The organism is Ensifer adhaerens (assembly GCF_000697965.2).
GTDB lineage: Bacteria > Pseudomonadota > Alphaproteobacteria > Rhizobiales > Rhizobiaceae > Ensifer > Ensifer adhaerens.
The window spans coordinates 1010829-1035985 of record NZ_CP015882.1 but is presented as its reverse complement, the minus strand read 5'-3'; the positions used below and the strand labels follow the sequence as shown (position 1 = coordinate 1035985).

The 25157-nt window shown below is 60.3% G+C and carries 20 protein-coding genes; 8 read left to right on the top strand and 12 right to left on the bottom strand.

Going from position 1 to position 25157, the window contains the following annotated elements; genetic code table 11:
* Positions 1-224: 224 nt before the first annotated feature.
* Positions 225-1049 carry a phosphotransferase family protein gene (locus tag FA04_RS32300; protein WP_034796333.1) on the top strand — a complete coding sequence of 275 codons (825 nt, stop codon included), beginning with the start codon at positions 225-227 and terminating at the stop codon, positions 1047-1049.
* 294 nt (positions 1050-1343) lie between these two features.
* Here the strand turns inward: FA04_RS32300 and istB are convergent, their stop codons facing one another.
* Together istB and istA are read right to left on the bottom strand one after the other, a co-directional pair.
* Positions 1344-2138 carry an IS21-like element helper ATPase IstB gene (istB, locus tag FA04_RS32295; RefSeq protein WP_164475062.1) on the bottom strand — a complete coding sequence of 265 codons (795 nt, stop codon included), beginning with the start codon at positions 2136-2138 and terminating at the stop codon, positions 1344-1346.
* Positions 2132-3430 (bottom strand): IS21 family transposase, encoded by a 1299-nt coding sequence (gene istA / locus FA04_RS32290; protein WP_034804431.1) that lies wholly within the window; start codon positions 3428-3430, stop codon positions 2132-2134. The genes istB and istA overlap by 7 nt, the downstream gene beginning before the upstream one ends.
* Before the next feature lie 126 nt (positions 3431-3556).
* Here istA and FA04_RS34835 point away from each other — a divergent pair, with 126 nt between their 5' ends.
* Positions 3557-4387, top strand: coding sequence for a hypothetical protein (locus FA04_RS34835; RefSeq protein ID WP_234798831.1), 831 nt, complete (start codon positions 3557-3559; stop codon positions 4385-4387).
* Positions 4388-4410: 23 nt separating this feature from the next.
* Here the strand turns inward: FA04_RS34835 and FA04_RS32285 are convergent, their stop codons facing one another.
* On the bottom strand, positions 4411-5745 hold the full coding sequence (locus FA04_RS32285) for a PQQ-dependent sugar dehydrogenase (protein ID WP_034796519.1): 1335 nt from the start codon (positions 5743-5745) through the stop codon (positions 4411-4413).
* A gap of 163 nt (positions 5746-5908) precedes the next feature.
* On the opposite strand from FA04_RS32285, the gene FA04_RS32280 reads away from it, so the two are divergent.
* Positions 5909-7201: a DUF763 domain-containing protein gene (locus tag FA04_RS32280; protein ID WP_051659350.1), complete on the top strand. Its 1293-nt coding sequence runs from the start codon at positions 5909-5911 to the stop codon at positions 7199-7201.
* A gap of 82 nt (positions 7202-7283) precedes the next feature.
* Here FA04_RS32280 and FA04_RS32275 read toward each other — a convergent pair whose 3' ends face one another.
* The 7 genes from FA04_RS32275 to FA04_RS32245 form a co-directional block, all read right to left on the bottom strand.
* Complete coding sequence (locus FA04_RS32275) at positions 7284-7781, bottom strand: hypothetical protein (RefSeq protein WP_034796517.1); 498 nt, start codon at positions 7779-7781, stop codon at positions 7284-7286.
* 154 nt (positions 7782-7935) lie between these two features.
* Positions 7936-8184 (bottom strand): hypothetical protein, encoded by a 249-nt coding sequence (locus tag FA04_RS32270; protein ID WP_034796515.1) that lies wholly within the window; start codon positions 8182-8184, stop codon positions 7936-7938.
* 129 nt (positions 8185-8313) lie between these two features.
* Positions 8314-9360, bottom strand: a complete 1047-nt coding sequence (locus FA04_RS32265) for a glutathione synthetase (RefSeq protein WP_034796506.1) — start codon at positions 9358-9360, stop codon at positions 8314-8316.
* A gap of 396 nt (positions 9361-9756) precedes the next feature.
* Complete coding sequence (locus FA04_RS32260; protein WP_034796504.1) at positions 9757-11556, bottom strand: NAD(P)/FAD-dependent oxidoreductase; 1800 nt, start codon at positions 11554-11556, stop codon at positions 9757-9759.
* 67 nt (positions 11557-11623) lie between these two features.
* Positions 11624-12697, bottom strand: coding sequence for a 2,3-butanediol dehydrogenase (locus tag FA04_RS32255; protein ID WP_029742884.1), 1074 nt, complete (start codon positions 12695-12697; stop codon positions 11624-11626).
* Between the two features lie 163 nt (positions 12698-12860).
* Complete coding sequence (locus FA04_RS32250; RefSeq protein ID WP_034796501.1) at positions 12861-14732, bottom strand: sigma-54-dependent Fis family transcriptional regulator; 1872 nt, start codon at positions 14730-14732, stop codon at positions 12861-12863.
* A 193-nt stretch (positions 14733-14925) separates the two neighbouring features.
* Positions 14926-15591 (bottom strand): TetR/AcrR family transcriptional regulator, encoded by a 666-nt coding sequence (locus tag FA04_RS32245; protein WP_034796499.1) that lies wholly within the window; start codon positions 15589-15591, stop codon positions 14926-14928.
* A gap of 278 nt (positions 15592-15869) precedes the next feature.
* Here FA04_RS32245 and FA04_RS32240 point away from each other — a divergent pair, with 278 nt between their 5' ends.
* The 5 genes from FA04_RS32240 to FA04_RS32220 all read left to right on the top strand — a co-directional run bounded on the left by FA04_RS32240 (position 15870) and on the right by FA04_RS32220 (position 21675).
* Positions 15870-16433 carry a TRAP transporter small permease gene (locus FA04_RS32240; RefSeq protein ID WP_034796497.1) on the top strand — a complete coding sequence of 188 codons (564 nt, stop codon included), beginning with the start codon at positions 15870-15872 and terminating at the stop codon, positions 16431-16433.
* 10 nt (positions 16434-16443) lie between these two features.
* On the top strand, positions 16444-17724 hold the full coding sequence (locus FA04_RS32235) for a TRAP transporter large permease subunit (RefSeq protein ID WP_034796495.1): 1281 nt from the start codon (positions 16444-16446) through the stop codon (positions 17722-17724).
* Between the two features lie 63 nt (positions 17725-17787).
* Positions 17788-18804: a TRAP transporter substrate-binding protein gene (locus FA04_RS32230; RefSeq protein ID WP_034796493.1), complete on the top strand. Its 1017-nt coding sequence runs from the start codon at positions 17788-17790 to the stop codon at positions 18802-18804.
* 91 nt (positions 18805-18895) lie between these two features.
* Positions 18896-19756, top strand: a complete 861-nt coding sequence (locus tag FA04_RS32225; protein WP_034796491.1) for a shikimate dehydrogenase — start codon at positions 18896-18898, stop codon at positions 19754-19756.
* Between the two features lie 29 nt (positions 19757-19785).
* Entirely contained in the window at positions 19786-21675 is a 1890-nt protein-coding gene (locus tag FA04_RS32220) for a bifunctional sugar phosphate isomerase/epimerase/4-hydroxyphenylpyruvate dioxygenase family protein (RefSeq protein ID WP_034796489.1), read from the top strand.
* Positions 21676-22007: 332 nt separating this feature from the next.
* Here FA04_RS32220 and FA04_RS32215 read toward each other — a convergent pair whose 3' ends face one another.
* Both FA04_RS32215 and FA04_RS32210 read right to left on the bottom strand, forming a co-directional pair.
* Positions 22008-23081 carry a porin gene (locus FA04_RS32215; RefSeq protein ID WP_034796486.1) on the bottom strand — a complete coding sequence of 358 codons (1074 nt, stop codon included), beginning with the start codon at positions 23079-23081 and terminating at the stop codon, positions 22008-22010.
* Between the two features lie 149 nt (positions 23082-23230).
* On the bottom strand, positions 23231-24967 hold the full coding sequence (locus tag FA04_RS32210) for an LVIVD repeat-containing protein (protein WP_034796537.1): 1737 nt from the start codon (positions 24965-24967) through the stop codon (positions 23231-23233).
* Positions 24968-25157 lie beyond the last annotated feature (190 nt).

Here is a 25157-nt window from a genome sequence, read left to right as displayed (position 1 = left end):
GGGCGTAGTATTTCAGCCAGCCCGTCGGCCATGGACTTCGTCTCGGTGTCGGTCTTATCCGGGCCGTCATCGCGAAGAATAGCGGCTACAGAATCAGACGTGCGGCCAGGGCCTGCCGGGTGGGATTGCAAAGGACGAACGCAGTGAAGGATCTATCCCTAGAGCCAATCGCGACCGCCTCCGTTGAGAGGGAAGTCGACGCCACTCGTGGCGGTACCGATGCGATGCCCCTTCAGAGGATCGTTGCGGAACTTGGCTTGCCATCCGAGCCTGCGGCTGTCCTGATCGGCTCGGGGCAGAACTCGGTGGCCTACGAGCTTGACGGCAGGATCCTTCGATTACCGCGTCATTGCGGCGCTGAACGCGACCTGGTGCGCGAAGCCGCGGCGCTTCGCGCGGTGCGGCCGCTTCTCCCGGTGCCGGTACCTGATCTTGAGGTGCGCCGCATCGACGGCCAATTCGTCTCGCTGCACGCCAAGATCTTGGGCGAACCGCTTTCGGACCTGACCGGCTTCAGGATAGGCGCACAGAGGGTTTTGGCCGCGGATCTTGCCGCCTTTCTAAAGGCTCTGCATTCGCTCCCCATCGACAGCGTGGAGGCCGAGCCTGCCGGGGCGTCTTCATCCGAGTGGAATGGCCTTTTGGCGCAATGCGAAGCAGTGGCCTTTCCTCTGCTTTCGCCTGATGTCGTCACCGCTCTGCGGAAGCGCTTTTCCGACTTTTTAGCGACCTGCGACGCGCTTCCGCAGTGCCTTATTCACGGGGATTTTGGGACCGGAAACATTCTCGTCGATCGCGGCAGACTTTCAGGCGTCATCGATTTCTCCGGCTGCGGCCTCGGCGACCCAGCTTACGATTTTGCGAGCCTCGCGGCAGGGCTTGGTGACCCGTTCGTCGACCTGGTGCTCGCGCACTTTTCCCCAGACACGGCGGCAAGGGATCGTATGGGTTTTTATCGAATGACCTTTCCGCTTCTCGACATTCTGTACGGCGTCGAAAACCGCGACCCGGAGACAGTCCGCGCGGGCGTGCACGCCTTTGCGGCGTAGTCCGCTCATCCTCTCACCGGGATTTGCTTCGGCCCACCTCATCCGAACGCGGTTCGATGTCCGCCATTGGGCGCGATGTGGACTTCGCGCCTCGGTTTACAGCATCGAAAAAAGCCGTTCGGCTCTCGTTTTTTTTGCGCAATCGGGGAACAGCGGGCCAAGCCTATTCGTTGAGTGAGACGGGAGAATGTGTCGGAACGACGAGGGGTTCGCGAAGCAATGTCGGGTGAGCCTATCAAGCGTCATCGTGAACTGGTCCTTAGGCGACACGCAAATCTGGTCCGCCAAGGGTGTTTAGTTACTCTCCATACCGGCTGCCGTCGTGGACTTCTGTAGAAGCCCGCTACGGCGCTTTTCTCGTAGCCTGTAGCTGTCGCCACGGATTGTGATGACGTGGCTGTGATGCAGCAACCGATCAAGGATAGCAGTTGCCACGACGGGGTCGCCGAACACTGTTCCCCATTCTCCGACACTGCGGTTGGAGGTGACGAGCATTGCACCCCGCTCGTAGCGCCTCGATACGAGCTGGAAAAATAAGTGGGCTGCATTGGGCTCGAGTGGAAGATAGCCAAGCTCGTCGATGATGAGCAGCTTGGGCTTGGCGAGAAACCCAAGTCGTTCTTCCAGGCGTCCTTCGCCATGTGCTCTCACGAGCGTTGCGACCAATGCCTGCGCCGTTGTGAACAACACCGTGTAGTTTTGACGGATGACCTCTCTTCCAAGCGCAATCGCGAGATGGGACTTCCCAACGCCAGGTGGACCGAGCAGCAGCAAGGCATCACCATTTGCCACCCAACGGGCGGTGGCGAGTTCTCGTATCTGTTGCGGATCGACACTGGGCTGCGCCTCGAAATCAAATCCCTCGAGATCTCGTGCATGCGGGAAATGCGCGATCTTCATCGCCATGATGATGCGTCTCTCGTCCTTCCTTGCAATCTCGCGTTCGCACAGGAATGCGAGCGTCTCGCGAATGGTGAGATCCGCGCGCGAGGCTTCGTCAAGAAGGTTGTCGAGCTGGTCGCGGATGGCGGTGAGCTTCAGCCGGCTCAGCCAGCCGATCAGCGTGTCGTGATCAACTGCCATCACCATTGCCCTCCGATCAACCGCTCATATTCCGACAGTGGGCGAAGAAGTTCGGGCAGCTTGGGAGCGGGCGGATCGGCCTGCGCGGCTTGCTTGACAGGCATGCCGAAGCCGCTGACGCCGACAAAATGGGCGGGATCCGTCAGGCGACGATGACGCCCGTGTGACTCGGCGTGGCTCGCGACAAGCTGACCAGCATGGAATACGCGGACCTGGCCACCGCTGATCGTCACCTCGACAATCTCGCCGATGAGCCGCCACGGGACTGAGTAGGCGTTGGTGTCGACCTCAACGGCGCAATCGGCGTGGACCTTGCGCAGCAGTTCTCGGATCTGACGAAATGGCGGCCTGCCATTTAGTGGGTGTAGCGTCATAGCTTCGTCGCGGACAAAGCGCTCAAGTGGTGGTTCGCCTGTCGTGCCATGGCATCGAAGATCGGCAACCGTGCGCATCCACCACGCAAGGTGCAGGTGAAGGCCTTCCATGCTGTCAAAGCTGTGTCCGGCAAGTGCGTTGTGCTTCACATACCCGACGCCTCGCTCGTCCTTGCCTTTGGTACGAGCCCGGTATGGTGCACATGCGCGAGGACGGAAGTCCCAATAGCGGGAGAAGGCATGCAGCCGATCGTTGAACACGACCTCGCGGGTCACCGCGTCGTGCCGTGTTACCAATGCCGCAGCATTATCGAGAAGGACCTCGCTTGTGACACCGCCAAAATGCCTGAAGGCTGCCTCCATCCCATCGAACCAGGCAGACTGACGGTCGTGGAGAAACGCCGTCGCGTATGTGCGACGCGAATAGCCAAGCGTTGCCACGAAGATGTAGACGCGGACTTTCTCGCCTCCGATCTCCATTCGCTTCTCGCCAAAATCGATCTGTATCTGATGGCCTGGCGGTGTCTCGAAGCGCATCGTCGCTAAAGCCGATGCCGCCAACTGCTGCCGATACCCCGCGACCGCTCGCTCAACCGTGCGCAGACTGACCTCAATGCCGAGTTCTCGAGCCAGATCCTGCCGCACGACATCAGCATTGCCGCCATGGCGAAAGAACCGCTCACGGACCCACGCTTCATGCTTCGAGAGCTGCGTTTCCCGGCGGGCTCGCCGATACCCGCGCCAGCCACCCGTCTCGATGTATCGCTGTACCGTCGTGCGCGAGCATCCCAGCTCCGCCGCGATCCGCCGCGTGCCCCACCCCAGCTTCTTGAGCCGCAGCATCGCAGTCACCTCGTCCGGTTCGAGCATCGCTTCTCTCCGCGCCAATCTCGCGGAGATCTTCGTACCTGTCTCAACGTCCATTAGTCCCTCCTAAGGTCTGAAAGGGGGACCAGTTTTAGGTGTCGCTACCGGACCAGTTTTACATGTCGCCTGACAGAGCCATCAAATCGCCCCGGTGCGTATATTTCGTTTCCCTACGACCGAACCATGCTGGCAGAGTTTCGACGGGCTTTTCCCCGGGCCAGATGGAGCGATGATAGGCGCAATTGGTTTATTCCGGGCAAGACTGCCGACCGCCGGTTTACCAGATGGATGGACGGCCAATTGTCGGAACGAGATCCGTTCGGTGAATCAAAGGGCAGGGACGCTTACGACTTCGATCCCATCGGCAGTCCGTATCTGGTGGCAGGCGATGACCTTTGCCTGCGGACACCTTTCTCCCGCACCATCGTTGAGGAATTGCGACAGGTGCCGTGGGCGCATTTCGATGACAATTCCAGGACGTGGCATGTTCCGTTCCGCTCCTACGAGGAATTGCGGAAACGGTGGCCTGTGATCGAAGCGGCCGCCCGCCGCAATGAACCGGATGCACGAAAGCAACGCCGACTTGCGTCGCGGGGGTCCGCCGAGGAACTGGAAGCGAGAAGTCGCAGCGTCGAACGGAGAAGACGGCGATATCCTGTTCCTGCGGTTTTTCCACCGCGGCTCGGGCGTGCCGTCTCCACTGAAACCTACGGCGTCATAATATTCATCGGGATTTCACAGGAGATTGTCCCTCGAACTTTCTCCTGCTCGTATCCATTCATGAACAATAGCCTGATGGAGTTTGTCTGGGCCTCCTGGCGGCCCGCAACACTACCGGAATTGATCTCTGTATGGCCGGCACGCACCGGTCCCGATCATCGCAGCGGCTGGTGGCTTCCAGATCTGGAGGAATTGCGGGTTTCCAGGAAACAGGCCCGAACTCAAGAGCGCCGGCGCGCGGCATCCCGTTCTCATCGGGCGATTGCCGACGCGGGACGACCAAATGCACATTGATCGCTTTTGAAACAGGCAAAAGGTCATTCTCTGCTGACACGCCACACGACATTGCCGACATCGTCGGCAACCAGCAAACTACCCGTCTTATCGATTACCACGCCGACCGGGCGCCCCATGGCGCTGCCGCCTTTGCCGACGAACCCGGTGAGGACATCTTTTGGCCGGCCGCTGGGCTTGCCATTCAAAAACGGGACGAAGATGACCTTGTAGCCGCTGGGTACGCTTCGGTTCCAGGAGCCATGCTGTCCAACGAATGCGCCGTTCGAATAGGTGGGGCCGAGCGACGAGCCCCTCGAGAATACCAGTCCCAATGATGCCGTGTGGGCGCCCAGCGCGTAGTCGGGCTTGATGGCCCTTGCGACGAGGTCAGGACGCTGCGGCCTGACGCGGGTGTCGACGTTCTGGCCGAAGTAGCTGTATGGCCAGCCATAGAAGGCGCCATCGCGCACGGATGTCATGTAGTCCGGGACGAGATCGTCACCGAGTTCGTCGCGTTCGTTGACCGCGACCCACAGCTTTCCATTCTGAGGGTTCCAGGAGAGCCCGTTGGGATTGCGCAGGCCCGAGGCGAAGGGGCGCATGTGGCCGCTTGCCTTGTCGATCTCGAGCACGGCTGCACGGTGCCGTTCGACGGCCATGCCGTTTTCGGCAACATTGCTGTTGGAGCCGACCGTAACGTAGAGCTTGCGGCCGTCCGGGCTTGCGATCACATCCTTGGTCCAATGGTGATTGAGATCGCCGGCCGGTAGATCCGCGATCTTTTGCGGCGGCGCCGTGATCCGGGTCTGTCCGTTCGAATAGGGGAAGGCGACGAGAGCGTCGGTGTTGGCGACATAGAGCTTGCCCCGCGACAGCGTCATGCCGAAAGGCGAGTTGAGACCTTCGGCGAACGTGGTCCGCAGGTCGGCCACCCCGTCGCCATCGGTGTCGCGAAGCAGCGTGATCCTGTTTGCGCTTGGTGTGGCGGCGCCAGCGCGCTTCATGGCCGCGCTCATGAAGACCTTCTTCAGGCTGAAGCCCTCGTCGTGTTTGGCCGGAGCATTGCTTTCGGCCACCAGAACGTCACCGTTGGGAAGGACGCGCAGCCAGCGCGGATGGTCAAAATTCGTCGCAAAGGCGTTGACCTTCAATCCTTTGGCAGCGAGTGGATGTTCTCCGCCCCGCCACCCGGTCGCATCGGCGATGTTGACCGTCGGGATCACGGTTGGGCGTGGTTTTGGCAGAACCGGATCCGAACCGTATCCAACCTTGCCGGTGTTGCTCGCTGTCTGCCTGGCTGAGACGTTGGCGCAACCCGCCAGTAAAGCAGCGGTTAGGAGGATGACGACTGCCGCACACGGGAAACGGTTTTGCATTGGAAGGCCTCCGCAGGGATTGGCCCATCTCATCGTGAGACGCAACGGCGCCTCGCAACATTCCAACCACAAAACAGCAAGGGTTGCGACTTGTTCCCGGCGGTAGGAACGTTTGAAGAACTTTCCCCTGTCACAATGCCTGTAAGCGGCCTATAAGACACGAATGGTTCAGCGAGCTGGAAGTGCAGATCTCCCTCTTCATGGCGGCAGGGTTCCCCCGTGGCTCGGCGATCGCATGACGAAGCTCGGGACGATCATCGCCGAAGCCATCGTCATCGAATACGGCCGTGACGAGTTTCTGCGCCGTCTGGCCCATCCTTTCTGGTTCCAGTCCTTCGGCTGCGTCATGGGCATGGATTGGCACTCATCCGGCATCACCACCAGCGTCATCGGCGCTCTCAAGCGCGGTCTCGCTCCTCGTTCGCAGGATCTCGGGATAAGCGTCTGCGGCGGTCGCGGACGACATTCGCGGCAGACGCCAGACGAACTGATCGCCATCGGCAACCGCGTCGGCATCGATGGTGCCGGCCTTGCGGCCACCAGCCGGCTTGTTGCAAAGGTCGATAGTGCCGCGGTCCAGGACGGCTTCGACCTCTACCTGCACGGTTTCATCGTCGCTGACGATGGCAAATGGGTGGTGGTACAGCAAGGCATGAACGGCGATAAACGCCAGGCCCGGCGCTATCATTGGTTGTCGGAGGGCGTTTCCAGCTTCGTCGACTCTCCCCATGCGGCGATCGAGGGAAAAGGTCAGGGGGAAATCGTCAATCTCGCAGACAGACGGGCTGCCGCATCACGCCACGGGCAGCTTGAGCTTTTGGCATCGCTTGGGCCTGACCGAATTGTCCGGGAAGTCGTCGCTCTGGATCCAAAGGTTAAACCGAAGGAGGCCGATCAGCCGTTGCTCCCACATCTCGTGATGCCGGCACATCACGACGTACGGGAGGAAAACGTCAACATGCGACGGCTGCATGCGACACTTTCTGCGGCTGCCGATCGCGGGCCGGAAGATTTCGAGCGGCTTTTGATGGTTCCGGGCGTCGGTGCCCGTACGATCAACGCGCTCGCGATGGTGGCTGAAGTCGTTCATGGCGCGCCTTGCCGTTTCGCCGATCCGGCCCGGTTTTCGCTTGCGCACGGTGGCAAGGACCGCCATCCGTTTCCCGTGCCCCTCAAGGTGTACGACCACACGATCGCGGTCATGCGATCGGCCGTGACGAAAGCGCGGCTCGGACTTGGCGAGGAACTGGAGGCGCTGAAGCGCCTTGACGACCAGGCACGGCAGCTCGAAAGATACGCCACCGGCCCGGACCTCAAGGAAATTGTTGCCGGAGAGTTTCGCCACTCGCCCGAATGGGGCGGTCGCAGTGTGTTTGGATGGGAGGAGACTGGCGGATCGGCCGAGCAGAAGTCGCTGGAACCGACGCCGTCGAACGCTCACCGTCAGGCACGCTAGAAAATCGAGTGGCCGGCGCTGGTTCAGCGAGGTGAGCTTCAGTCGAGGGGCGGGAGCGAGATATTCCTTGGGGAAGGATGCCTTAGCCGATCTTCTCTCCCACCTCCAATAGATAAGCGTCATAGCCGAACAACAAATCCTGGCTCAGGTCCTTGCCGTCGAACCGCGCTATAAAGTCGTCAAGGTCGGCCTGACGCGAGAAGCCCATCGCCATGGCAGACATGCTTTCGATGTCGCCCTCTTCGTCCTCGTAAGTCGCGCTCATCTCCAGGACACCCAACCGATCGAAGTTCGCTTGCATGTGGAATGAAAGCCAGACCAGGTATTCCAGCGGGTAGCCGGGATTCCTCCCGTATGTCACCACAAAGGGATAAGCTGAACGGAACCGGCTGGCCAGAACTTCGCCATCGGTGGCAAAGACGAGCAGATCGCTATCCTCATCGAGGTTGTGAAGTTCGATTGTCAAATCATGCTTGCGCAACGCAACGTAGCCGCCAAGTTGGTCCCACGGCAAGGAAGTCAAGATGATCTCGCGCCATCGTGTGATGGCGACATCGAGATCGGTGCGGACCAAGAACATGAAGAAACCCTACAGCGTCACGACACAATCAAGAGCTTTCAGCCTTGCATAGTGCACGCTATAGTCAATAGATATTAGCCGCGCCTAAATTCATGGTAAGAGTTATCGTGATTTGAGAGGCGCCGGCGAACATCAGCTTCGCCGGCTGGCGGATCTATCGCCAGTATCCCCGCCCGGTATCGACCGATGACCGTCCCACGACGTAGCCGATGGTAAAGGCGAGGGCGCCGATCAGCAATCCGAGAGTGGTCGCGGTGTGAGGATGATCTGCTGCGGCAGTCGCGACAGCGCTCGTCTCTCTCTTCACTGCTTCGGTGGCTGTCTGCGCAGCTTTGCGAACGCCAGCGAGAGGTTCTTCGGGTGTGCCGGTAAAGCCGGCTTTTAGATCGTCGTCTTTGGCCATCGCCTTCTTCTCCTATCGCGTATGCAGGAGAAACCGAGGACAGCGCCATCGGTTCCGAATCCTTGGAAAGATCTTTTTTAAAGCACCAATTTGCTAGCGACCTTGTGCCCAGAGTTCTTCGGCAAAGTCCTAGTGGGTCGACAAGATCCGGTTGTTCAACGCTCCTTGATACGTCTTCCTGGTCGCAATTTTGTTCTCCAGCGACTCGAGGATGTCCTCGCAGAAGTCGACGTCGTAGAGTTCACGAATGGTCTGGAGACCACCGGGCGTGAACACGTTTATCTCAAGCAGCTTGTCGCCGACGATGTCGAGGCCGACCAGGAACATGCCATCTTCGACAAGCTTCGGGCGTAAGGTCTCGGCGATCGCCAGCATTTCCTTTGTCACATGCGCCCGTTTTGGCGTCCCACGCGCGTGAATATTGGAGCGCACGTCTCCCTTCGCGGGAACGCGCCTGAACGCAGCGTAGACGTCGCCGCGCTGCAAAGGTCGCCCGTTCATGAGAAACAATCTGGTATCTCCTTCCGACGCCTTCGGAAGGTAACATTGCGCAATGAGATAGCCGACCTCACCCACCGCATCGATGATTTGATTGAGGTTGGATTCGGTGCTGCTTCCGACCCGAAAAACGTTCTTGCCGCCAGATCCCTGTAGCGGTTTGATGATTACGCCGTCTGAATGATCGTCGATAAACGCCCTGATCTCCTCGATGTCCTTGGAAATCAAAGTGGTCGGACGAACGATGGCCGGGAAATCCTGGAAGTAAAGCTTGTCTTGCGCCAAGGCCAGACCACATGGGTCGTTGACGACGATCGTGCCTCTTTCTGCGGCAAGCCGACCAAAATTTGCACCCGCATGCGCGGCCCAGGGGCGAGTATCGGCATCCAGCGACGGATCGTTCCGCAAGAACAGAACGTCCACCTCCTCAACATTGACAAGGGCTCTTTGCTGTTCGGGCGCGATCAAAGCGCGTAGCAGTGTTTCGGACTTCTTGGGGCGTGCGTCGCCAAGATGTGCCGCCCGGATCATCAATGCGTCGTCGGGCCCAAGTATGAAGTCACTCGGCGTGATGTAGAGGACCTCATGGCCACGAGCAAGCGCAGCAAGCGCCAAGGATGTTGTCGTATAGGACGGCCTTTCGGTTTCGATCGCGTTGACAAGGAAGGCGATGCGCATGGGAGCTCCTGGCTTATGACAAGGGTGCAACCGGCCACACCCGGTACAATGGCCCCGAAGGCGACTTTAGGGGCCCGAAGCGTGTGGGGCTCGCGTTGGACCCAACCTGAAGACGACATGAAGGATCCGTTGCATTAACGCTCCTCGCTGCTACTGGTTCCTGTCAGTCTTGATTGTCTCCGCAGACGCGCCCTAACCCGATGGTCAGGGTTCCAGCTAGGTGATGTCTCTAAGGTTCGGACCGGAAGGTCTGGCAAGTCTCGGACGAGGATTAAGTGCGGGCTCAGCGTCAATCTCCTGGCTATGTCCGCATGGCACACAGCCGCACTGGGGTGCCTGCACGCGGACACACCGACAGGCAGAGGGCGCTCAAGCTCCCTCTGCCTCTTAAATGGTTCAGCGCTTGTGATGGACGCTTTGCAGACCGTAAACCGGCGTCTGAATACCCTCCAATCGTGCCTTCAGTTGCAGTGACAGGTACTGCGAATAATGGCGCGATTGGTGCAAGTTACCACCATGGAACCACAGGGCATCCTGTTGCGTGGGCTTCCACATGTTGCGCTGCTCGCCCTCCCAGGGGCCGGGGTCCTTCGGCGTATCGGAGCCAAGTCCCCAGACCTTGCCGACCCTGTCGGCTGTCTCCTGGTCGATGAGATCGGCGACCCAGCCATTCATCGAACCGTAGCCCGTCGCATAGACGATGACGTCGGCCGGGATCTCCTTGCCGTCAGCCAGTTTTATCGAGGTTTCGGTGATCTCTTCCACCTGTCCTGCGGCAAGCTTCACCTTGCCATCGATGATCAGCTGCGACGCGCCGATATCGATGTAGTATCCGGACCCGCGGCGCAGGTACTTCATGAAGAGACCTGAGCCATCCGCGCCCCAATCGAGTTGGAAGCCGGCCTTTTCCAGTGCCGCGTAGAAATCGGCGTCGCGCTCGCGCATCTTGTCGTAAAGCGGGATCTGGAACTCGTGCATGATCCGGTAGGGAAGCGACGCGAAGATGAGATCCGCCTTGCCCGTCGTTACGCCGTTGGCCAGCGCCTGTTCCGAATAAAGCCCACCGAGGCCGATATCCATCAGCGTGTCGGACTTGACGATATGGGTCGTCGAGCGCTGGATCATCGTGACGTCGACGCCCGCCTCGTACAGCGCGGCACAGATGTCGTGGGCCGAATTGTTTGAGCCGATCACAACGACCTTCTTGCCCTTGTAGCCATCCGGCCCCGGGTGCTGCGAGGAATGATGCTGGTCACCAACAAAGCGCTCACGGCCGTTGAAATTCGGAATGTTGGCCTTGCCGGACATGCCGGTCGCAAAGACGAGCTGCTTTGGCCGCAACACCACTTCCTCACCGTCGCGGTCAACGACGATGGTCCATTCCTTCGCGGCTTCGTCCCATTTTGCCGATTTGGCGGTGGAGCGTGTCCAGTAGTTCAGCTCCATCACCTTGGTATAGAATTCCAGCCAGTCGCCAATCTTGTCCTTCGGTGCGAAGACCGGCCAGTTCTTCGGGAAATCGATGTAGGGCAGGTGGTCGTACCAGACGGGGTCATGCAGGCAGAGCGACTTGTAGCGCTTGCGCCAGCTGTCGCCTGGCCGGTCGTTCTTTTCGAGGATGATGGTGGGCACGCCAAGTTGGCGAAGCCGGGCCCCGAGCGCAATGCCGCCCTGTCCGCCGCCGATGATCACGACATAGGGTTGCGTCTCATAGCCGAGCGTGCGCTCCTCGTGCTCGCGCTCCTCCTTCCAGGTTTTCGCGCCGACATTCTGGCCGTGCTTGGCGCCAAGCGGCCGGGTAAAGCCGGATTTCTCCTCGTGGCCCTTGAGTTCGGCCAGTGCCGTCAGCAGCGTCCAGATCAGGCCGTTCTTGATGCGCACGAGGCCGTAGCCGCGTCCCGTCGCAGTCTCGAACGAGATCCAGCTTTCAAGCACGCCATCCGCCTCGGTTGCTTCTTCGCCGGCGGCGACGCGCCAGTTGGAGGGTTTTGCAGAGGCAAGCTGTGCCTGAAGCATATCGCGCACCTCGTCCCGGCCTTCGACAGTCTTGAGGTTCCAGGTGAAGGCGACGAGGTCGCGCCAGTAGCATTCCTCTGCAAAGAGGTTGACCGCATCGTCGATACGGCCGGTTTCGAGTGCAGCGCCAAGGGCATCAAGCTGTGCCTGAACGCGGGTGGTGGGGGTCTTCTCGAGCATCCTTTATCCTCCTGCTCTGTGATGACAAACGGAACGGCTCCTCAACCGTCCCGCAATGGGGACCGGCCTAACGCTTGAGGTCGATCAGTATTTTCAGGTGCGTACCGGCGGGATCGAGCAACTGGTCGAACCCTGCCGAAACAGCTTCGCTCAGTGAGACATGTTTGGTGACGATGCGGCGAGCCGGTATTTGGCCGCTCGCGATCAGGCGCGCCACGCGCGGCCAGTAGTGGGTCGGATAGGCCCAGGAACCGCGGATATCGATGTCCTTGAAGGTCACGTCGAACCAGTTCAGCGGGTTCTCGCCTGGATGAAGGCCGGTCTGCACGACGACGCCCTGCTTGCGCACCGCGCTCGCGCAGTTCTTGAGCGCATGTTCGTTGCCGACGCATTCGATGGCGACATCGCAGCCAACGCCGCCCTCGGTTTCGGCCTGGACAACATCGCTGACCTTTTCGATCTTGGGATTGATGGTGCGGACCTCGCGGAGTGCTTCCTTCGCCAGTGAAAGCCGCGTCTCGTTGAGATCGGAGAGAAAAATCTTCGACGCGCCGGCCGCCCGCGCTGCCATGGCAACGAGAATGCCGATCGGTCCTGCGCCCGTGACCAGCACGCTGTTGCCGGCGGTGACGCTGCCGCGATCGCACGCATATACGGCGACTGCGGTCGGCTCTATCAGCGCGGCTTCTTCGTCGGATAGCGCATCGGGAATGGGCTGGACATTGTAGTCGTTGAGCAGCGCCGCTTCCGCCATTCCGCCGGAGTGCCAGGATAGGCCGGCCAGTGCCAGGTTGGCGCTCAGGTGAAACAGACCACGATCGGCATAATAGTCTCCGCGGCGCGGCATGATCAGCGGCTGGACGGAGACCCTGTCGCCCGGCTTCACATGGCTAACCCCTTCGCCGATCGCCTTCACGACGCCGCCGAATTCATGGCCGAGGATCTGCGGTCCATGAGCACCCGTGAAGGGATGCGGTTCCTTCGGGATGAAGATCGGGCCATAGGCGTATTCGTGCAGATCGGTCCCGCAGATGCCGCAGAAACGATTTTCCACCAGTACCTCACCGGGGCCAGGGGCAGGCGGAGCGTCGACATCGTCAATGCGTAGGTCCTTGGCGGCGTGAAAGCGCAGAGCTTTCATTGTGTTTCCTCCTGTTTGTTCTTGCACAGGAGAGGCAGCAAGCAGCATGCCAGATCGCAACTGCGTCTATTTTGTTTGTGATATCAAAGGCTTGAAACGTGACGGGAGCGAAAGTCACCGAAAATGCAACAGTCCGGGTGCAACAGGTGTTGCAGGCGTTGCGTCAGTTGAGCCGCTTCAGACGGCGGTGGATCGTGGAACGGTTGACGCCGAGCTTTCTCGCAAGCGCCGAAACGTTGTCGCCGCAGTCCCTGAGTGCCTGGCGTAACGCATCATCCTCGCCGGGCAACGAGTGGATGGCTTCGGAGAAGAGATGTTCCGGCAGGCACTCGCTATCGATGAGACCATTTTCGGAAAGGGCCGCGGCCACGCGCAGAACATTGGAAAGCTCACGCAGATTTCCGGGCCATTCATGCGCGAGCAAGGCCGCCCGAGCCGTCGTGTCGATGCGGTAGGACTCGTGGTTCTCCTTCTCGACACGAGCGCGTAATTGATCGATCAGCCAGCTAAGATCCTGACGCTCTCGCAAGGCGGGGAGCGAGAGCGTTGCGGCGTTCAGGCGGTAATAGAGGTCTTCCCGGAAACGGCCCTGCTTAACCAGTTCCGCCAGATCGCGGTGGGAGGCGGAGACGACGCGCAGGCGGATTGGCCGGGCCTTCAGCGCCCCAATCGGCTGAATCTCATTTTCCGAGAGCACGCGCAACAGCCGGCTTTGCAGCGTGAACGGCATGTCGCCGATCTCGTCGAGGAACAGGGTGCCACCGTCCGCATCCTCGATCAGGCCGCGCTTACCTTTCTGGCTGGCGCCCGTGAAGGCACCGGGTGCGTAGCCGAACAGTTCGGATTCGATGAGATGTTCGGGAATGGCTGCGCAATTTACGGCGACGAAATTGCCATTGTCGCCGCAGCTGTCATGGATCGCGCGAGCAAGATACTCCTTGCCGCTGCCCGTCTCCCCTTGAATGAGAATTGGGATGCGGCGTGTGGCCAATTTTGCCGCGCGGGTCTGCACCCGTTCCATTGTCGCGTCGCCCTGGCTGAGATCGCGCAGGGCTCGGGGGAGGCGCGCTTCGGGCGCGGCGGGCGTGCGCAGGCTGACGACGGGCGCGATGGCGCTGGCGAATAGGACTAGGCCGCTCTTGGCTCTCAGCAAGCGTTCGCCGTTCGGACGACCGCGCATGAAGTTGGGCAAATCGTCCACGTCGATATCGAACACCTCCGAGAGCGGAAGGCCGAGGAAATTGCGTGTCTGGAGGCCGCGGATGTTCATCGAGCGGGCGAGTGCGCCGAAGCCACCATGGGTCATGCCGGTGATGCGGCCGCTGCCGTCGAGGGCGATGGCGGCGTCCGGGTCGACATCCAGGAATTCCGGGGAGCGGGCAAGCCGCAGGACCCAGTCGTTGCGGGTGCGGGTCATGAGGTTGGCAAGCTCGATCCGCCGCGCAGTGGCGGATACCAGATGCAGCGCCAGCTGCTGGCTTGCCTTGGCAGTGGGCGACCGGAGCTGGGAGATGTCGAGCACGGCGGTCAGATCGCCGAGCGTGTCGAAGACCGGCGCCGCCGTACAGGTCAGACCGATATGGCTCGCGTCGAAATGATCGTCCTGATGGATGATGACCGGCTGGCCGGAGACGATGCACGCCCCGACGGCACAGGTGCCCGCCCGGCTCTCAGACCACTCCGAGCCGAGATAGAGGCCCGCCTTGCGCAGCTGATTGTCGAAGGTCGGATCCCCCATGAAATCGACGGTGACGCCGCGGGCATCGGACAGCAACAGGACATAGTTCTGTTCGGCGACTTGGTTGAACAGCCCTTCAAGCCCGGAACGCCCGATGCGGATCAGTTCTTCCGCCTGTTCGCGATGCTCGCGCAGCTTCGATCCCGGAACGATATAGGCTTCCTGCGCGATCGTCGGATCCAGCTTGTAATCATTGAGGCAGCGAAGCCAGGATTGGACGACGGGCTCGTCGCGTGGGCTCGCGGCCCCGGAGGCGACTCGTTCTATCTCACGAATATGCGACAGCGACGTCGACATCGAGCGCCCTCCTGGCGGGAAAGCTGACACACTCTCATCGACAACGTCAAGCCAACGGTGGACGGTGACGTGCGTCAGCCAAGCGCTTGCCGACGAGGCCTATCGAGGTCTGGGCTGCACGTCGTTGAGATCGGCAGCGTTCTGGCATTAACACCCCATTGCCTGAGTGCTTCCCATCCCATGCGCGATAGCCCTAGGATATGGGGTTCGCTGCCCCTTCCTCCGTCTGGAGGTAGCTGATCACGGCGTCGGCGATCATTCGGCGATGGCGGCCGATCGTGGCCGATTCGGAAAGATCCCTGCGAAAGATAGTCCCGAATGTATATCGGTTCGAAACCCGGAAGAAGCAGAAGGCACTGATCAGCATATGCACATCTATCGGGTCGGCCTTTCGCTTGAACGCACCCTCAGCGATACCGCGGTCCAGAATGCCCGCGATCGTTTCGATGACCGAGACATTCAGATCACGGATCGCTTCCGACCGAAGCATATGCGCTGCGTGGTGGATGTTTTCGATGCTGACCAATCGCACAAAGTCGGGATTGGCCTCGTCGTGGTCGAATGTGCTGGAAATTAGCGTACGCAACGCCTCTTCCGGGGCAAGGCTTGAAAGCTTCAGGTCCTCCTCGAGCGTGCGGATCTTGCGATAGGCGCGCTCAAGCACGGACAGGTAAAGTCCCTCCTTGCCCCCGAAATAGTAATAGATCATGCGCTTGGAGGTTCGGGTCCGTTCTGCGATCGCGTCAACGCGTCCGCCCGCAAGGCCGTGCGTCGAGAACTCTTCCGTAGCGACGACAAGGATGTCTTCCTTGGTGCGTTCCGGATCGTTCTTCCGACTTGCCTCAACCCGCCCCGCCATTCTCTTTCATCACTCCCCCGGCACTCGCCGAAATTTTCCAATGAAACCAAATCGAAACGGGCGAGCGCAGAGGCTCGCCACACCGCCTCCCGTGAGATTCATATTGAGGTTACGGGGGTCTTTCAAGAGAGTCTGCTTGACATACGTACTAGTTCGTACATTTTGTAGTGGCGAAGACGACTTGAGGAGGATGTGTTCGCACCGGTGCCCTGACGCCGCCCCGTGACGCCAATGTGATGCGCGGGCGCCAAGACGGCACTCCGCTTTGGGAGGAGCGCATGATCCGCATTATCGATTTCTATTTCTTCGCGCTGAAGGTGGCGATTGCCTTGCTGCTTGCCGGCATGGTCGTCCTCGTCTTCGGCAACGTCGTTTTGCGCTATGCGTTCAATCAGGGCATCACGGTCTCTGAGGAGCTATCACGCATCTTCTTCGTCTGGCTCACGTTTCTTGGCGCCGTGGTTGCCTTGCGCGAACACGGGCATCTCGGCGTTGATACGCTCATCAAACGACTGCCGCCGGCCGCCGCGAAGGTCGCGGTGCTTCTTGGCCATGTGTTGATGCTCTACGCTACCTGGCTGATGATCAGCGGCAGCTGGACGCAGACGCTCATCAACCTGCATGTCGGCGCGCCTGCGACTGGGCTTTCCATGGGCTTCTTCTACGGGGCCGGTCTCGCCTTTGGGGTACCCGCATTCCTCATCCTGCTTGCCGACGCTTTCGCCATCGCGACCGGACGCATCGACGTGACGACGGCGGAACTGGTGCGCGACAGCGAAGACGAAGTGGCGCTTGACCCACACCCCACGGCCACGCTCGGGCCGCTGCCCGTCAAACGCTGAGGACGAGCCGATGACGGTCACCATCTTCCTTGGCGCACTTCTCGGCCCCATGGCGCTCGGCGTGCCGATTGCATTTGCGCTGATCATCAGCGGCGTCGCCCTGATGCTCTTTCTCGGGCTCTTCGATGCACAGATCGTCGCCCAAAACGTCTTGAACGGCGCCGACAGCTTTCCGTTGATGGCCGTGCCCTTCTTCCTGCTTGCAGGCGAGGTCATGAACACCGGCGGGCTTTCCCGCCGCATCGTCGCCCTGGCGATGACCATGGTCGGTCACATCCGCGGCGGCCTCGGCTTCGTGGCGATCTTTGCCGCCTGCATTCTTTCCAGCCTCTCTGGTTCAGCTGTCGCCGACGCGGCGGCCCTCGGCGCGCTGCTTCTGCCGATGATGCTGAAGAGCGGTCATGATCCGGCGCGCGCCGGAGGGCTGCTTGCCTCTGCATCGATCATCGGGCCTATCATTCCGCCGTCGATCGGCTTCATCCTCTATGGTGTGGTTGGCGGCGTCTCGATCACCAAGCTCTTTCTTGCGGGCATTTTCCCGGGTTTGATGATCGCCGCGGCCCTTTGCATCACTTGGCTTATCGTCGCTCGCAAGGAGCAGTTCGAGCTCCCGCCAAGACAAAGCGCCCGCGTGCGGCTTGGAGCGCTGCTCGACAGTGTCTGGGCGCTTCTGTTGCCGGTGATCATCATCGTTGGTCTGAAGTTTGGTGTTTTCACGCCAACCGAAGCCGGCGTTGTTGCGGCGGTCTACGCCCTGTTCGTCTCGATGGTCATCTACCGCGAGCTGACGCCGGGCCAGCTCTTCCATGTCTTCGTAGCGGCCGCGAAAATTACATCCGTCGTGATGTTCCTGGTTGCCTGCGCTGCCGTTTCCGCCTGGCTGATTACGGTTGCAGACGTCCCCGGTGCGCTTGCCGCGCTTGTCGAACCGCTGATGGACAACCAGACCCTTCTGCTCATCGCAATCATGGTCCTGATCGTCGTCGTCGGGACAGCGATGGACATGACGCCGACGATCCTCGTCATGACGCCGGTTCTGATGCCGATCATCAAACAGGCGGGGATCGACCCGGTCTATTTCGGCGTGCTGTTCATCATCAACAATTCGATCGGCCTGATCACCCCGCCAGTGGGCACCGTTCTCAACGTTATCTGCGGCGTCTCGAAACTGACGATGGAGGACCTGATGAAGGGCGTGTGGCCCTTCCTCATTGCCGAACTGATCGTCCTTTTCCTGCTCGTCCTGTTCCCAGAACTGGTGACCGTACCGGTCTCCTGGTTCGGGCACTGACGGCAACTTTTTATTGCGCTTCAACAGGCCGGCGGGATTACCGGCTCAATCTGGGAGGATAACATGTTGAACCGATTGACAAAAATGGCACTGGGCGTCGCCCTGCCGATCGTTTTGTTTGCAGCAGCGCCAACGCTTGCAGAGATACGCGACCAGACCATCAAGTTCGCGTCAGCCAACAACAAGGGTCACCCCCAAGTGACGGGCATGGAGAAGTTCGCCGAGCTCGTGAATGAAAGGAGTGGCGGCAAGATCGAGGTGAAGCTGTTCCCCGGCGGCACGCTTGGTGGTGACGTGCAGACCGTCTCTGCTCTCCAGGGCGGCGTTATCGAGATGACCGTGTTGAACGCCGGTATTCTTGCCAACAACGTCAAGCAATTCGGTGCCGTCGACCTTCCTTTCCTCTTCAATAGTGGCGAGGAGGCGGACAAGGTGATGGATGGCCCCTTTGGCGAGAGCCTCAGCAAGCTTTTGCCCGATACCGGCCTAGTCGGACTTGGATACTGGGAACTCGGCTTCCGCAATCTCACAAACAATCGCCATGCAGTGACCAAGCTTGAAGACATCAAGGGCCTTAAGATCCGCACGATCCAGTCCCCGATCCCGATCGAGCTCTTCAACACGCTCGGGGCCAACGCCGTGCCGCTGCCCTACACCGAACTCTATACAGCGCTCGAGACCGGAACGGTCGATGGCCAGGAAAACCCCGCCGCAAACATCCTGAACGCCAAGTTCTACGAAGTGCAGAAATACATGACGCTGACCCGTCACCAGTACAATCCGCAGATCGTGCTCGTCAGCAAGAAGTTCTGGGACGGCCTGAACGACGAGGAAAAGACCGTCCTGCAGGCGGCCGCGACCGAGGCCCGCGACTATCAGCGCAAGGTCTCGCGCGAGGCGGATACCGCAGCCCTTGAGGAAATCCGCAAGACAGGCATGGAGGTCAGCGAATTCAGTCCCGAGGAGACGCAGAAGCTGCGCGACGCCGTCAAGCCGGTGATCGAGAAGTTTAGCGCCGAGATCGGCGCTGACACCGTGCAGTTGTTGTTCAAGGAGATAGGTGCCGCGCGGGGCCAGTAACCGCGCGAATACTTCGGCCCGCCCGCAAAGTCGCGGCGGGCCGCAGGCTGGCTGCCCTTTGCAACGGGCTCAGAAGATGGAAACGGAAACAATGTCCGAAACGCTTGTAAGACCCTTGAAGGCGGGCCTGATCGGTGCAGGCATCCAGGCCTCGTTGACGCCCGCCATGCACATGGCCGAAGGTGCAGCTCAGGGACTCCGCTATGCTTATGAGCTTATCGATCTTTCCGAAATTGGTGCGACGGAAAATGATCTGCCGCGGCTGCTCGCCGACGCTGAGAGGCAGGGGTTTGCCGGCCTCAACATAACCCATCCGTGCAAGCAGTCGGTCATTGCCCATCTCGATGAACTCTCGCCAGACGCACACAGGCTCGGTGCCGTCAACACGGTCGTGCTCACAGGAGGGCGACGATATGGCCACAACACCGATTGGTGGGGCTTTGCGGAAGGCTTCAGGCGCGGATTGCCCGATGCAGATCTTTCCTCGGGCGTGCAACTGGGAGCAGGAGGTGCGGGCGTCGCAACAGCCTATGCCGCGCTTTCGTTTGGCCTGAAGCGTCTCATCGTTTTCGATCGCGAGCCGGAACGGGCGCGATTGCTTGCCGCGATGCTGACCGCCTTGTTTCCAGAAGCCGACATCACCGCCGGTACGGACCTTTCTGTTGCGATGCGATCGGCATCCGGGTTGATTCACGCCACGCCGACCGGCATGGCGAACCATCCCGGGATGCCGCTTGACGCCGAACTTCTCGATCCGCGGCACTGGGTCGCCGAGATCGTCTATTTCCCGCTCGAAACGCCGCTGCTTTCAGAAGCGAGGCGACGCGGATGCCGCACGCTCGACGGTGGAGGAATGGCGGTATTCCAGGCAGTTGGCGCTTTTCGCCTGTTTACAGGTCTTGAGCCCGACACAACGCGGATGCTTGCCCATTTCAAGGCAATGACCGGCTGATTCCCGAAAATTCCACCGAGGAGCAAGTGATGAAGACCTCGATAGCAACGGTTTCGCTCAGCGGCGACCTCAAGGACAAGCTGCGTGCCATCGCCAAGGCGGGCTTTGCCGGTGTCGAAATCTTCGAGAACGATTTCCTCGCCTTTGACGAGAGCCCGCGTCAGGTCGGCCGCATGGTGCGAGATTTCGGTTTGGAGATCAGTCTGTTCCAGCCGTTCCGGGATTTTGAGGGCATGCCGGAGCCGTTGAGAGCCCGAACGTTCGACCGTGCCGAGCGCAAGTTCGACTTGATGGAGGAGCTTGGCACGGACCTCGTCCTTGTCTGTTCCAATGTCTCGCCGGCTGCCGTTGGTGGCATTGACAGGGCGGCCGCGGACTTTAGCGAACTCGGCGAAAGGGCCGCAAAGCGGGGCTTGCGCGTCGGTTACGAAGCGCTCGCCTGGGGACGTCATATCAGCGATCATCGAGACGCCTGGGAAATCGTCCGACGCGTCGATCACCCGAGTATCGGGCTGATTCTCGACAGCTTTCATACGCTGTCGCGCAAGATCGAGATCAACTCGATCCGCTCCATCCCGAAGGAGAAGATCTTCATAGTCCAGTTGGCCGACGCCCCGCTGATCGACATGGATCTGCTGTATTGGAGCCGGCACTTCCGCAATATGCCGGGCGAGGGCGATCTCCCAGTGACAGACTTTACCCGCGCGGTGGCGGCAACTGGATATGACGGCTATCTATCGCTCGAAATCTTCAACGACCAATTTCGTGGAGGCAATGCCAATGCGATCGCTGTCGACGGATATCGCTCGCTGATCTATCTCGGGGATCAGGTTAGGCGCGCCGAACCGGATACTCGTTTGCCGGTCCCCATAATGCCCCCCCGCGCCGACGTGAGAGGTGTAGCGTTCGTGGAGTTCAGTGCCTCGGAAGAGGAAGCAAGCGAACTCGAAGCGTTGCTCATTTCAATCGGATTCACGAAAACAGCACAGCATCGGACGAAACAAGTGGTGGTTTATCGCCAGGGCGCCATCAACTTGGTGGTCAACACCGAGCGCGAAGGCTTTGCCAGCGCTTCCTATCTCGTTCACGGCACGTCCGCCTATGCCTTCGGCCTCATGGTGGATGATGCTGCGGCGACGGTAGAAAGGGCACGGGTGCTTGGGGCAGAACCATTCGAGCAGCCGGTTGGTCCAGGCGAGCTCGTGGTTCCGGCGATCCACGGAGTGGGCGGAGGGCTCATCTATTTTCTGGACGACAAATCCGAGCTCTCCAAGATCTGGGAGATCGAGTTTGAGCCAGTGCGCGACGGCGGCTCTGTCATCGCGGCCGGATTATGCTCCATCGATCACATCGCTCAGACCGTAAAATATGAGGAAATGCTAACCTGGCTGCTCTTCTACACATCGCTACTCGATGCTCATAAGACGCCGATGATCGACATCGTCGATCCAGCAGGCATCGTTCGCAGCCAGGTCGTGGAAAATGACGCCGGCACGTTGCGCCTGACACTGAACGGCGCGGAAAATCGCAACACGCTGGCCGGCCGGTTCATCGCCGAAACCTTCGGTTCCGGCGTCCAGCATCTGGCCTTTGCCACCAATGACATTTTTTCGACTGCGCAGGCATTGCGCGCCAATGGTTTCAAGGCGCTACCGATTTCGCCGAACTACTACGATGACGTTGAAGCGCGCTTCGGTCTCGACGTTCAACTCGTCGAAAGGCTGAAGTCCGAAAACATCCTCTATGACCGCGACGAGGACGGCGAGTATTACCAGCTCTACAGCCCGACCTTTGGCGAAGGTTTCTTCTTCGAGATCGTCGAAAGACGGGGCTATCGCGGCTACGGAGCCGCCAACGCGATTTTTCGCATTGCAGCGCTACGAAAGTACCTGAGGCCAGAGGGGCTGCCAAAAGGCTGACAGCCTAGCGATGGTAATTCTTTCCGTTGCTAGGGAAAGTTCGCGCCCGGTTCCCGGCCGATGGCATGCCCTATGCTGAAATCCTTTGGCGCACGACCCTTCAACCGGTCAAGCCGCGTGCGAACGGACCCTGGCCGCGAGCAGTCGCCGCCTGGAATGCTCATCTTGGAGTGGTGAGATACTCGTAAGCTTTGAAACAACTGGTGGCGGGGTTCGATTCCGTTCAGGGAGTTGCACAGCGCGAAGGTTTCTCTGGCAAGGGCAGCCCGCATCGTTGCTGCAGCCGGATAAAAACCGGCAGCAAGGTCGCCGCCGGTTCCTCAACGCGAAGCTTAAAAGTTTCTTTGGAAGCGCACGACACCACCGAAGGCGTCCTCGTGTCCGCGAAACCCGCGAAAAGCGGTGTAGTCGAGCTCCGGCGTGATCTTGAAGCCCGGCGCGATCTCATAGGCAACATTGAGGGCTGCGTTCCAGGTGCCATCCTCCTCGAAGTCGATCTGGCTGTTGATGGTTGCCTTTTCGCTGACCTTCACGGAAGCACCGCCCCACATTGCCCAGTCGCCGTACCAGCTGCCGTAGTAGTTCGGCCGGCTCGGGTCGGACTGGTAGGCAGCCATGACGAACAATGAGAGCGTGTCGGTGACGTCGAGGTTGACGCGCGCCTTGAAGGCCCAGGCATCATAGCGCGTGTCATAGGCCGCCATGCCAAAAAGCGTCATCCGGTCCGCTTCGTATTTCACCCCGCCGAGGAGGTGGGGAATGCTGTCGGCCCGGAGGTCAAACCACTCGCGGCTTGCCACGCCGGACGCGTCGACCACCTCCAGTTCCCAGGAGCCATTGCCTTCCTCTGCGCCCACCATGGCGGAAAAGCCGTTGCCGAAGTCGTGGGTATAGCTCGCCTGCATCGTACGGTCGCCCGAGTAGTAAATGACGTCGTCGTAGATGACGTTGCCGGCACCCCAGGTCCAGTTGGCAAAGAGCGAATCGGCGATGCCGACCGAGAAGCCGGCAAGCTCGATAAGCGCTTCCGAAATGTAGATGCGCTCGCCCGATGCCTTGTGCTCGAAGCGCGTCTCCAGATAGGAGCGCAGCGTACCGAATTCGGTTTCATTGCGAGCGTCGAAGCGTAGTGTCGCCCGCGCCTTGCCGGGCAAGCCATCGAGCGAGCCGCCCCAGTAGACATCGTCGCCGGCCGCAACCTCGTGGCGCAGGTAGCCGCTGATCTTCAGGCAGGTTTCGGTGCCCGGAACATAGAAGAAACCGTTGCCATAGGCATCGCAGACGCGGACAGATTCGACCGGTTCCGCGTCTGCAGCCGTTGCCGCTTGGGTGGCGGCCATCAGGCAGAGCGCCGCTGCGGCACCTTTCAGGAGGAGAAGTGCCGTAGCACTGGTTGGTTTGTACATATCGAGTTCGTTCCCTTGTCGGTTCTTGAAAATTGGCAAAGCTTCGCCGGCTCCGTCCGTGGCGTGCGGGACAAGCGGGTGCTGAGCGGGTCTGTATGGAATGAGAGAAAAAAGGGCCGGTATCGTTTGCGATACCGGCCAGTCGGGGGTTACCCGCGCGGCGGCCAGACTTCGCCGGCAAGGCCGGTTTTCGGTACACCGAGAAGCGGCGTCTTCAGGGCGCGGATGCCGTCGATGCTGATCAGCCAGATGATGTTGCGGTCGTACTCGGTAAAGACCGCGAAGCTGGCGTTTTCATAGGTGTATTCGGGCATTTCCTCAGGCTTGGGGAAGCGCGGCACGTAGTAGCCGGCGATCTTCGGATCCTTCGGGTCCTTGACGTCGAAGATCTGCAGCCCGGCATTGTAGAAGGCATAAGGCAGGATGCCCTGCCGGCTGTAACCGGGCTGGTGGGTCGTGCCGGACCGCTTCGGACCAAAACTGCCGCGCCGCTGGCAATAGTCGGTGAATTCGGCCTCTGCCGGGGGTGTCGGACGCGGGAAGGTGGCGACGACCTTCGGGTCCTTCGGATCCTTGGCGTCGATGACCAGCACGTCCTTGTAGGGCTCGTAGCAGTTGGAGTTCATCGGGTAGCCGTTGGCAAAGACATAGCCGGTGCGCTCGTACTGGCTGGTATCGGCATTGTCGAATTCGGTACCGGCAAAGCTTGGCGGGATGCTCAGATGGCCCATCATTTCCGGCGTGCCGGGATTGGTGAGATCGAAGGTGTAGAAGCCGAGGCCGCCCATCGCGCCGAAGCCGATCTTGCCACCTTTTTCCACCGGCTTCGGCAGGAACAGCGGCATGCGCGAGCCCATCCAAGACGTGCGGTTGCCGGCGCGCGGGTTCATCAGGTAGGCGTCCTCGCTTGCCTTGTCGCCGACGACCTGTCCGGGAACGGTGACCTGGCTGACGAAAAGAGGATTGGCCGGGTCCGTCATGTCCCAAGCCTGGTAGCCCGGCGAATGCAGGTAGTCCGGATACTCGGTCAATGCGTAGCTGTCGTCGGGCGCCGACGAGAGGTACATGTACTTGCCGCCAAACCAGGCGGGTGCGTCGAGCGAACCGGAGCCCTGCTGCTTGCCGATGGGCGCGTCCGGGTTGTTGATGTCGGTCGTGCGGGTGGCGATCAGCGTCCAGTCACTCGGCAGCGGCCCGTTCATCTCGTAGACCTTGAAGCCCTTGAGCGAATTGTAGTGGCGTAGCGTCTCGACGATGTCGGGCTGGGTGCGCTTGTTGTCGAGAATGCCGAAGCGGCCGATCTCGTAGGAGGCTACGACGACGTTTTTCTGGAGCTTTTCACTCCAGGCAATCGTCATGCCGCCGAAATAGTCCTGGACCGTCTTGGCGTCCCAGTCTTCGCTTGAACCGTCCGGTCCCCAGACGCCGCCCTTGGAATAGACGACCTTGGCCTTGGCCGGGTCGGTGATGTCGAGCACGCGCATGTAGTCGCGGTCATGCAGGTACATGTAGCGCTTGCCGTCAAAATCCGCGACGTCGGGCCAGGCATGCCAGGGCGACGTGATGTGCGGGTAGAAGGCGATTTCCTCGACGTTGCTCTTGTAGGTTTTGTCGTCCCAATGGGTGAGCTGGCCGGGGAAGTTCGGCGATGCGCCGAGTGCTGTGGCGCGCGGCGCGTTGAACTTGCCCGTCGCCGGATCCATGCCGTAGTCCTTGCCCGGCGTCAGCGCCGGCGGCTGCTTGTCGTAGGTCAGTTCCGACCAGCGCTTGAGGTGGGGATCCTGGATGTTGATCTCCGTCGGTACTTCCTTTTCCCAACCCGCGGCAAGCGCAGTGCCCGCGGCCAGACACAAAATTGAGCACGTGATGATCAGCCTTCTCGGCATGTTGGTCTCCTCCTGGAATATCGGTGAACGGACGCGTCCAAGGCTGGCAGCGGCGCAAGCAAACGACAGCTCGGCGGCGAACACACCCCTGTGTCGCGTTCCGAATTCTTCTTTCGTCGTGTCAGTTGATCGCGCAGGCCTCCTCATGCCCGCGCAAATCACGCCGCTTCCGTTTGCTTAGGCGCCATGA

What these genes read in the sequence shown, in the direction of transcription:
- FA04_RS32300 (WP_034796333.1), top strand. Translation starts at nt 225, where the DNA reads ATGCCCCTTCAGAGGATCGTTGCGGAACTTGGCTTGCCATCCGAGCCT.
- istB (WP_164475062.1), bottom strand. Translation starts at nt 2,138, where the DNA reads ATGGTGATGGCAGTTGATCACGACACGCTGATCGGCTGGCTGAGCCGG.
- istA (WP_034804431.1), bottom strand. Translation starts at nt 3,430, where the DNA reads ATGGACGTTGAGACAGGTACGAAGATCTCCGCGAGATTGGCGCGGAGA.
- FA04_RS34835 (WP_234798831.1), top strand. Translation starts at nt 3,557, where the DNA reads ATGCTGGCAGAGTTTCGACGGGCTTTTCCCCGGGCCAGATGGAGCGAT.
- FA04_RS32285 (WP_034796519.1), bottom strand. Translation starts at nt 5,745, where the DNA reads ATGCAAAACCGTTTCCCGTGTGCGGCAGTCGTCATCCTCCTAACCGCT.
- FA04_RS32280 (WP_051659350.1), top strand. Translation starts at nt 5,909, where the DNA reads ATGGTTCAGCGAGCTGGAAGTGCAGATCTCCCTCTTCATGGCGGCAGG.
- FA04_RS32275 (WP_034796517.1), bottom strand. Translation starts at nt 7,781, where the DNA reads ATGTTCTTGGTCCGCACCGATCTCGATGTCGCCATCACACGATGGCGC.
- FA04_RS32270 (WP_034796515.1), bottom strand. Translation starts at nt 8,184, where the DNA reads ATGGCCAAAGACGACGATCTAAAAGCCGGCTTTACCGGCACACCCGAA.
- FA04_RS32265 (WP_034796506.1), bottom strand. Translation starts at nt 9,360, where the DNA reads ATGCGCATCGCCTTCCTTGTCAACGCGATCGAAACCGAAAGGCCGTCC.
- FA04_RS32260 (WP_034796504.1), bottom strand. Translation starts at nt 11,556, where the DNA reads ATGCTCGAGAAGACCCCCACCACCCGCGTTCAGGCACAGCTTGATGCC.
- FA04_RS32255 (WP_029742884.1), bottom strand. Translation starts at nt 12,697, where the DNA reads ATGAAAGCTCTGCGCTTTCACGCCGCCAAGGACCTACGCATTGACGAT.
- FA04_RS32250 (WP_034796501.1), bottom strand. Translation starts at nt 14,732, where the DNA reads ATGTCGACGTCGCTGTCGCATATTCGTGAGATAGAACGAGTCGCCTCC.
- FA04_RS32245 (WP_034796499.1), bottom strand. Translation starts at nt 15,591, where the DNA reads ATGGCGGGGCGGGTTGAGGCAAGTCGGAAGAACGATCCGGAACGCACC.
- FA04_RS32240 (WP_034796497.1), top strand. Translation starts at nt 15,870, where the DNA reads ATGATCCGCATTATCGATTTCTATTTCTTCGCGCTGAAGGTGGCGATT.
- FA04_RS32235 (WP_034796495.1), top strand. Translation starts at nt 16,444, where the DNA reads ATGACGGTCACCATCTTCCTTGGCGCACTTCTCGGCCCCATGGCGCTC.
- FA04_RS32230 (WP_034796493.1), top strand. Translation starts at nt 17,788, where the DNA reads ATGTTGAACCGATTGACAAAAATGGCACTGGGCGTCGCCCTGCCGATC.
- FA04_RS32225 (WP_034796491.1), top strand. Translation starts at nt 18,896, where the DNA reads ATGTCCGAAACGCTTGTAAGACCCTTGAAGGCGGGCCTGATCGGTGCA.
- FA04_RS32220 (WP_034796489.1), top strand. Translation starts at nt 19,786, where the DNA reads ATGAAGACCTCGATAGCAACGGTTTCGCTCAGCGGCGACCTCAAGGAC.
- FA04_RS32215 (WP_034796486.1), bottom strand. Translation starts at nt 23,081, where the DNA reads ATGTACAAACCAACCAGTGCTACGGCACTTCTCCTCCTGAAAGGTGCC.
- FA04_RS32210 (WP_034796537.1), bottom strand. Translation starts at nt 24,967, where the DNA reads ATGCCGAGAAGGCTGATCATCACGTGCTCAATTTTGTGTCTGGCCGCG.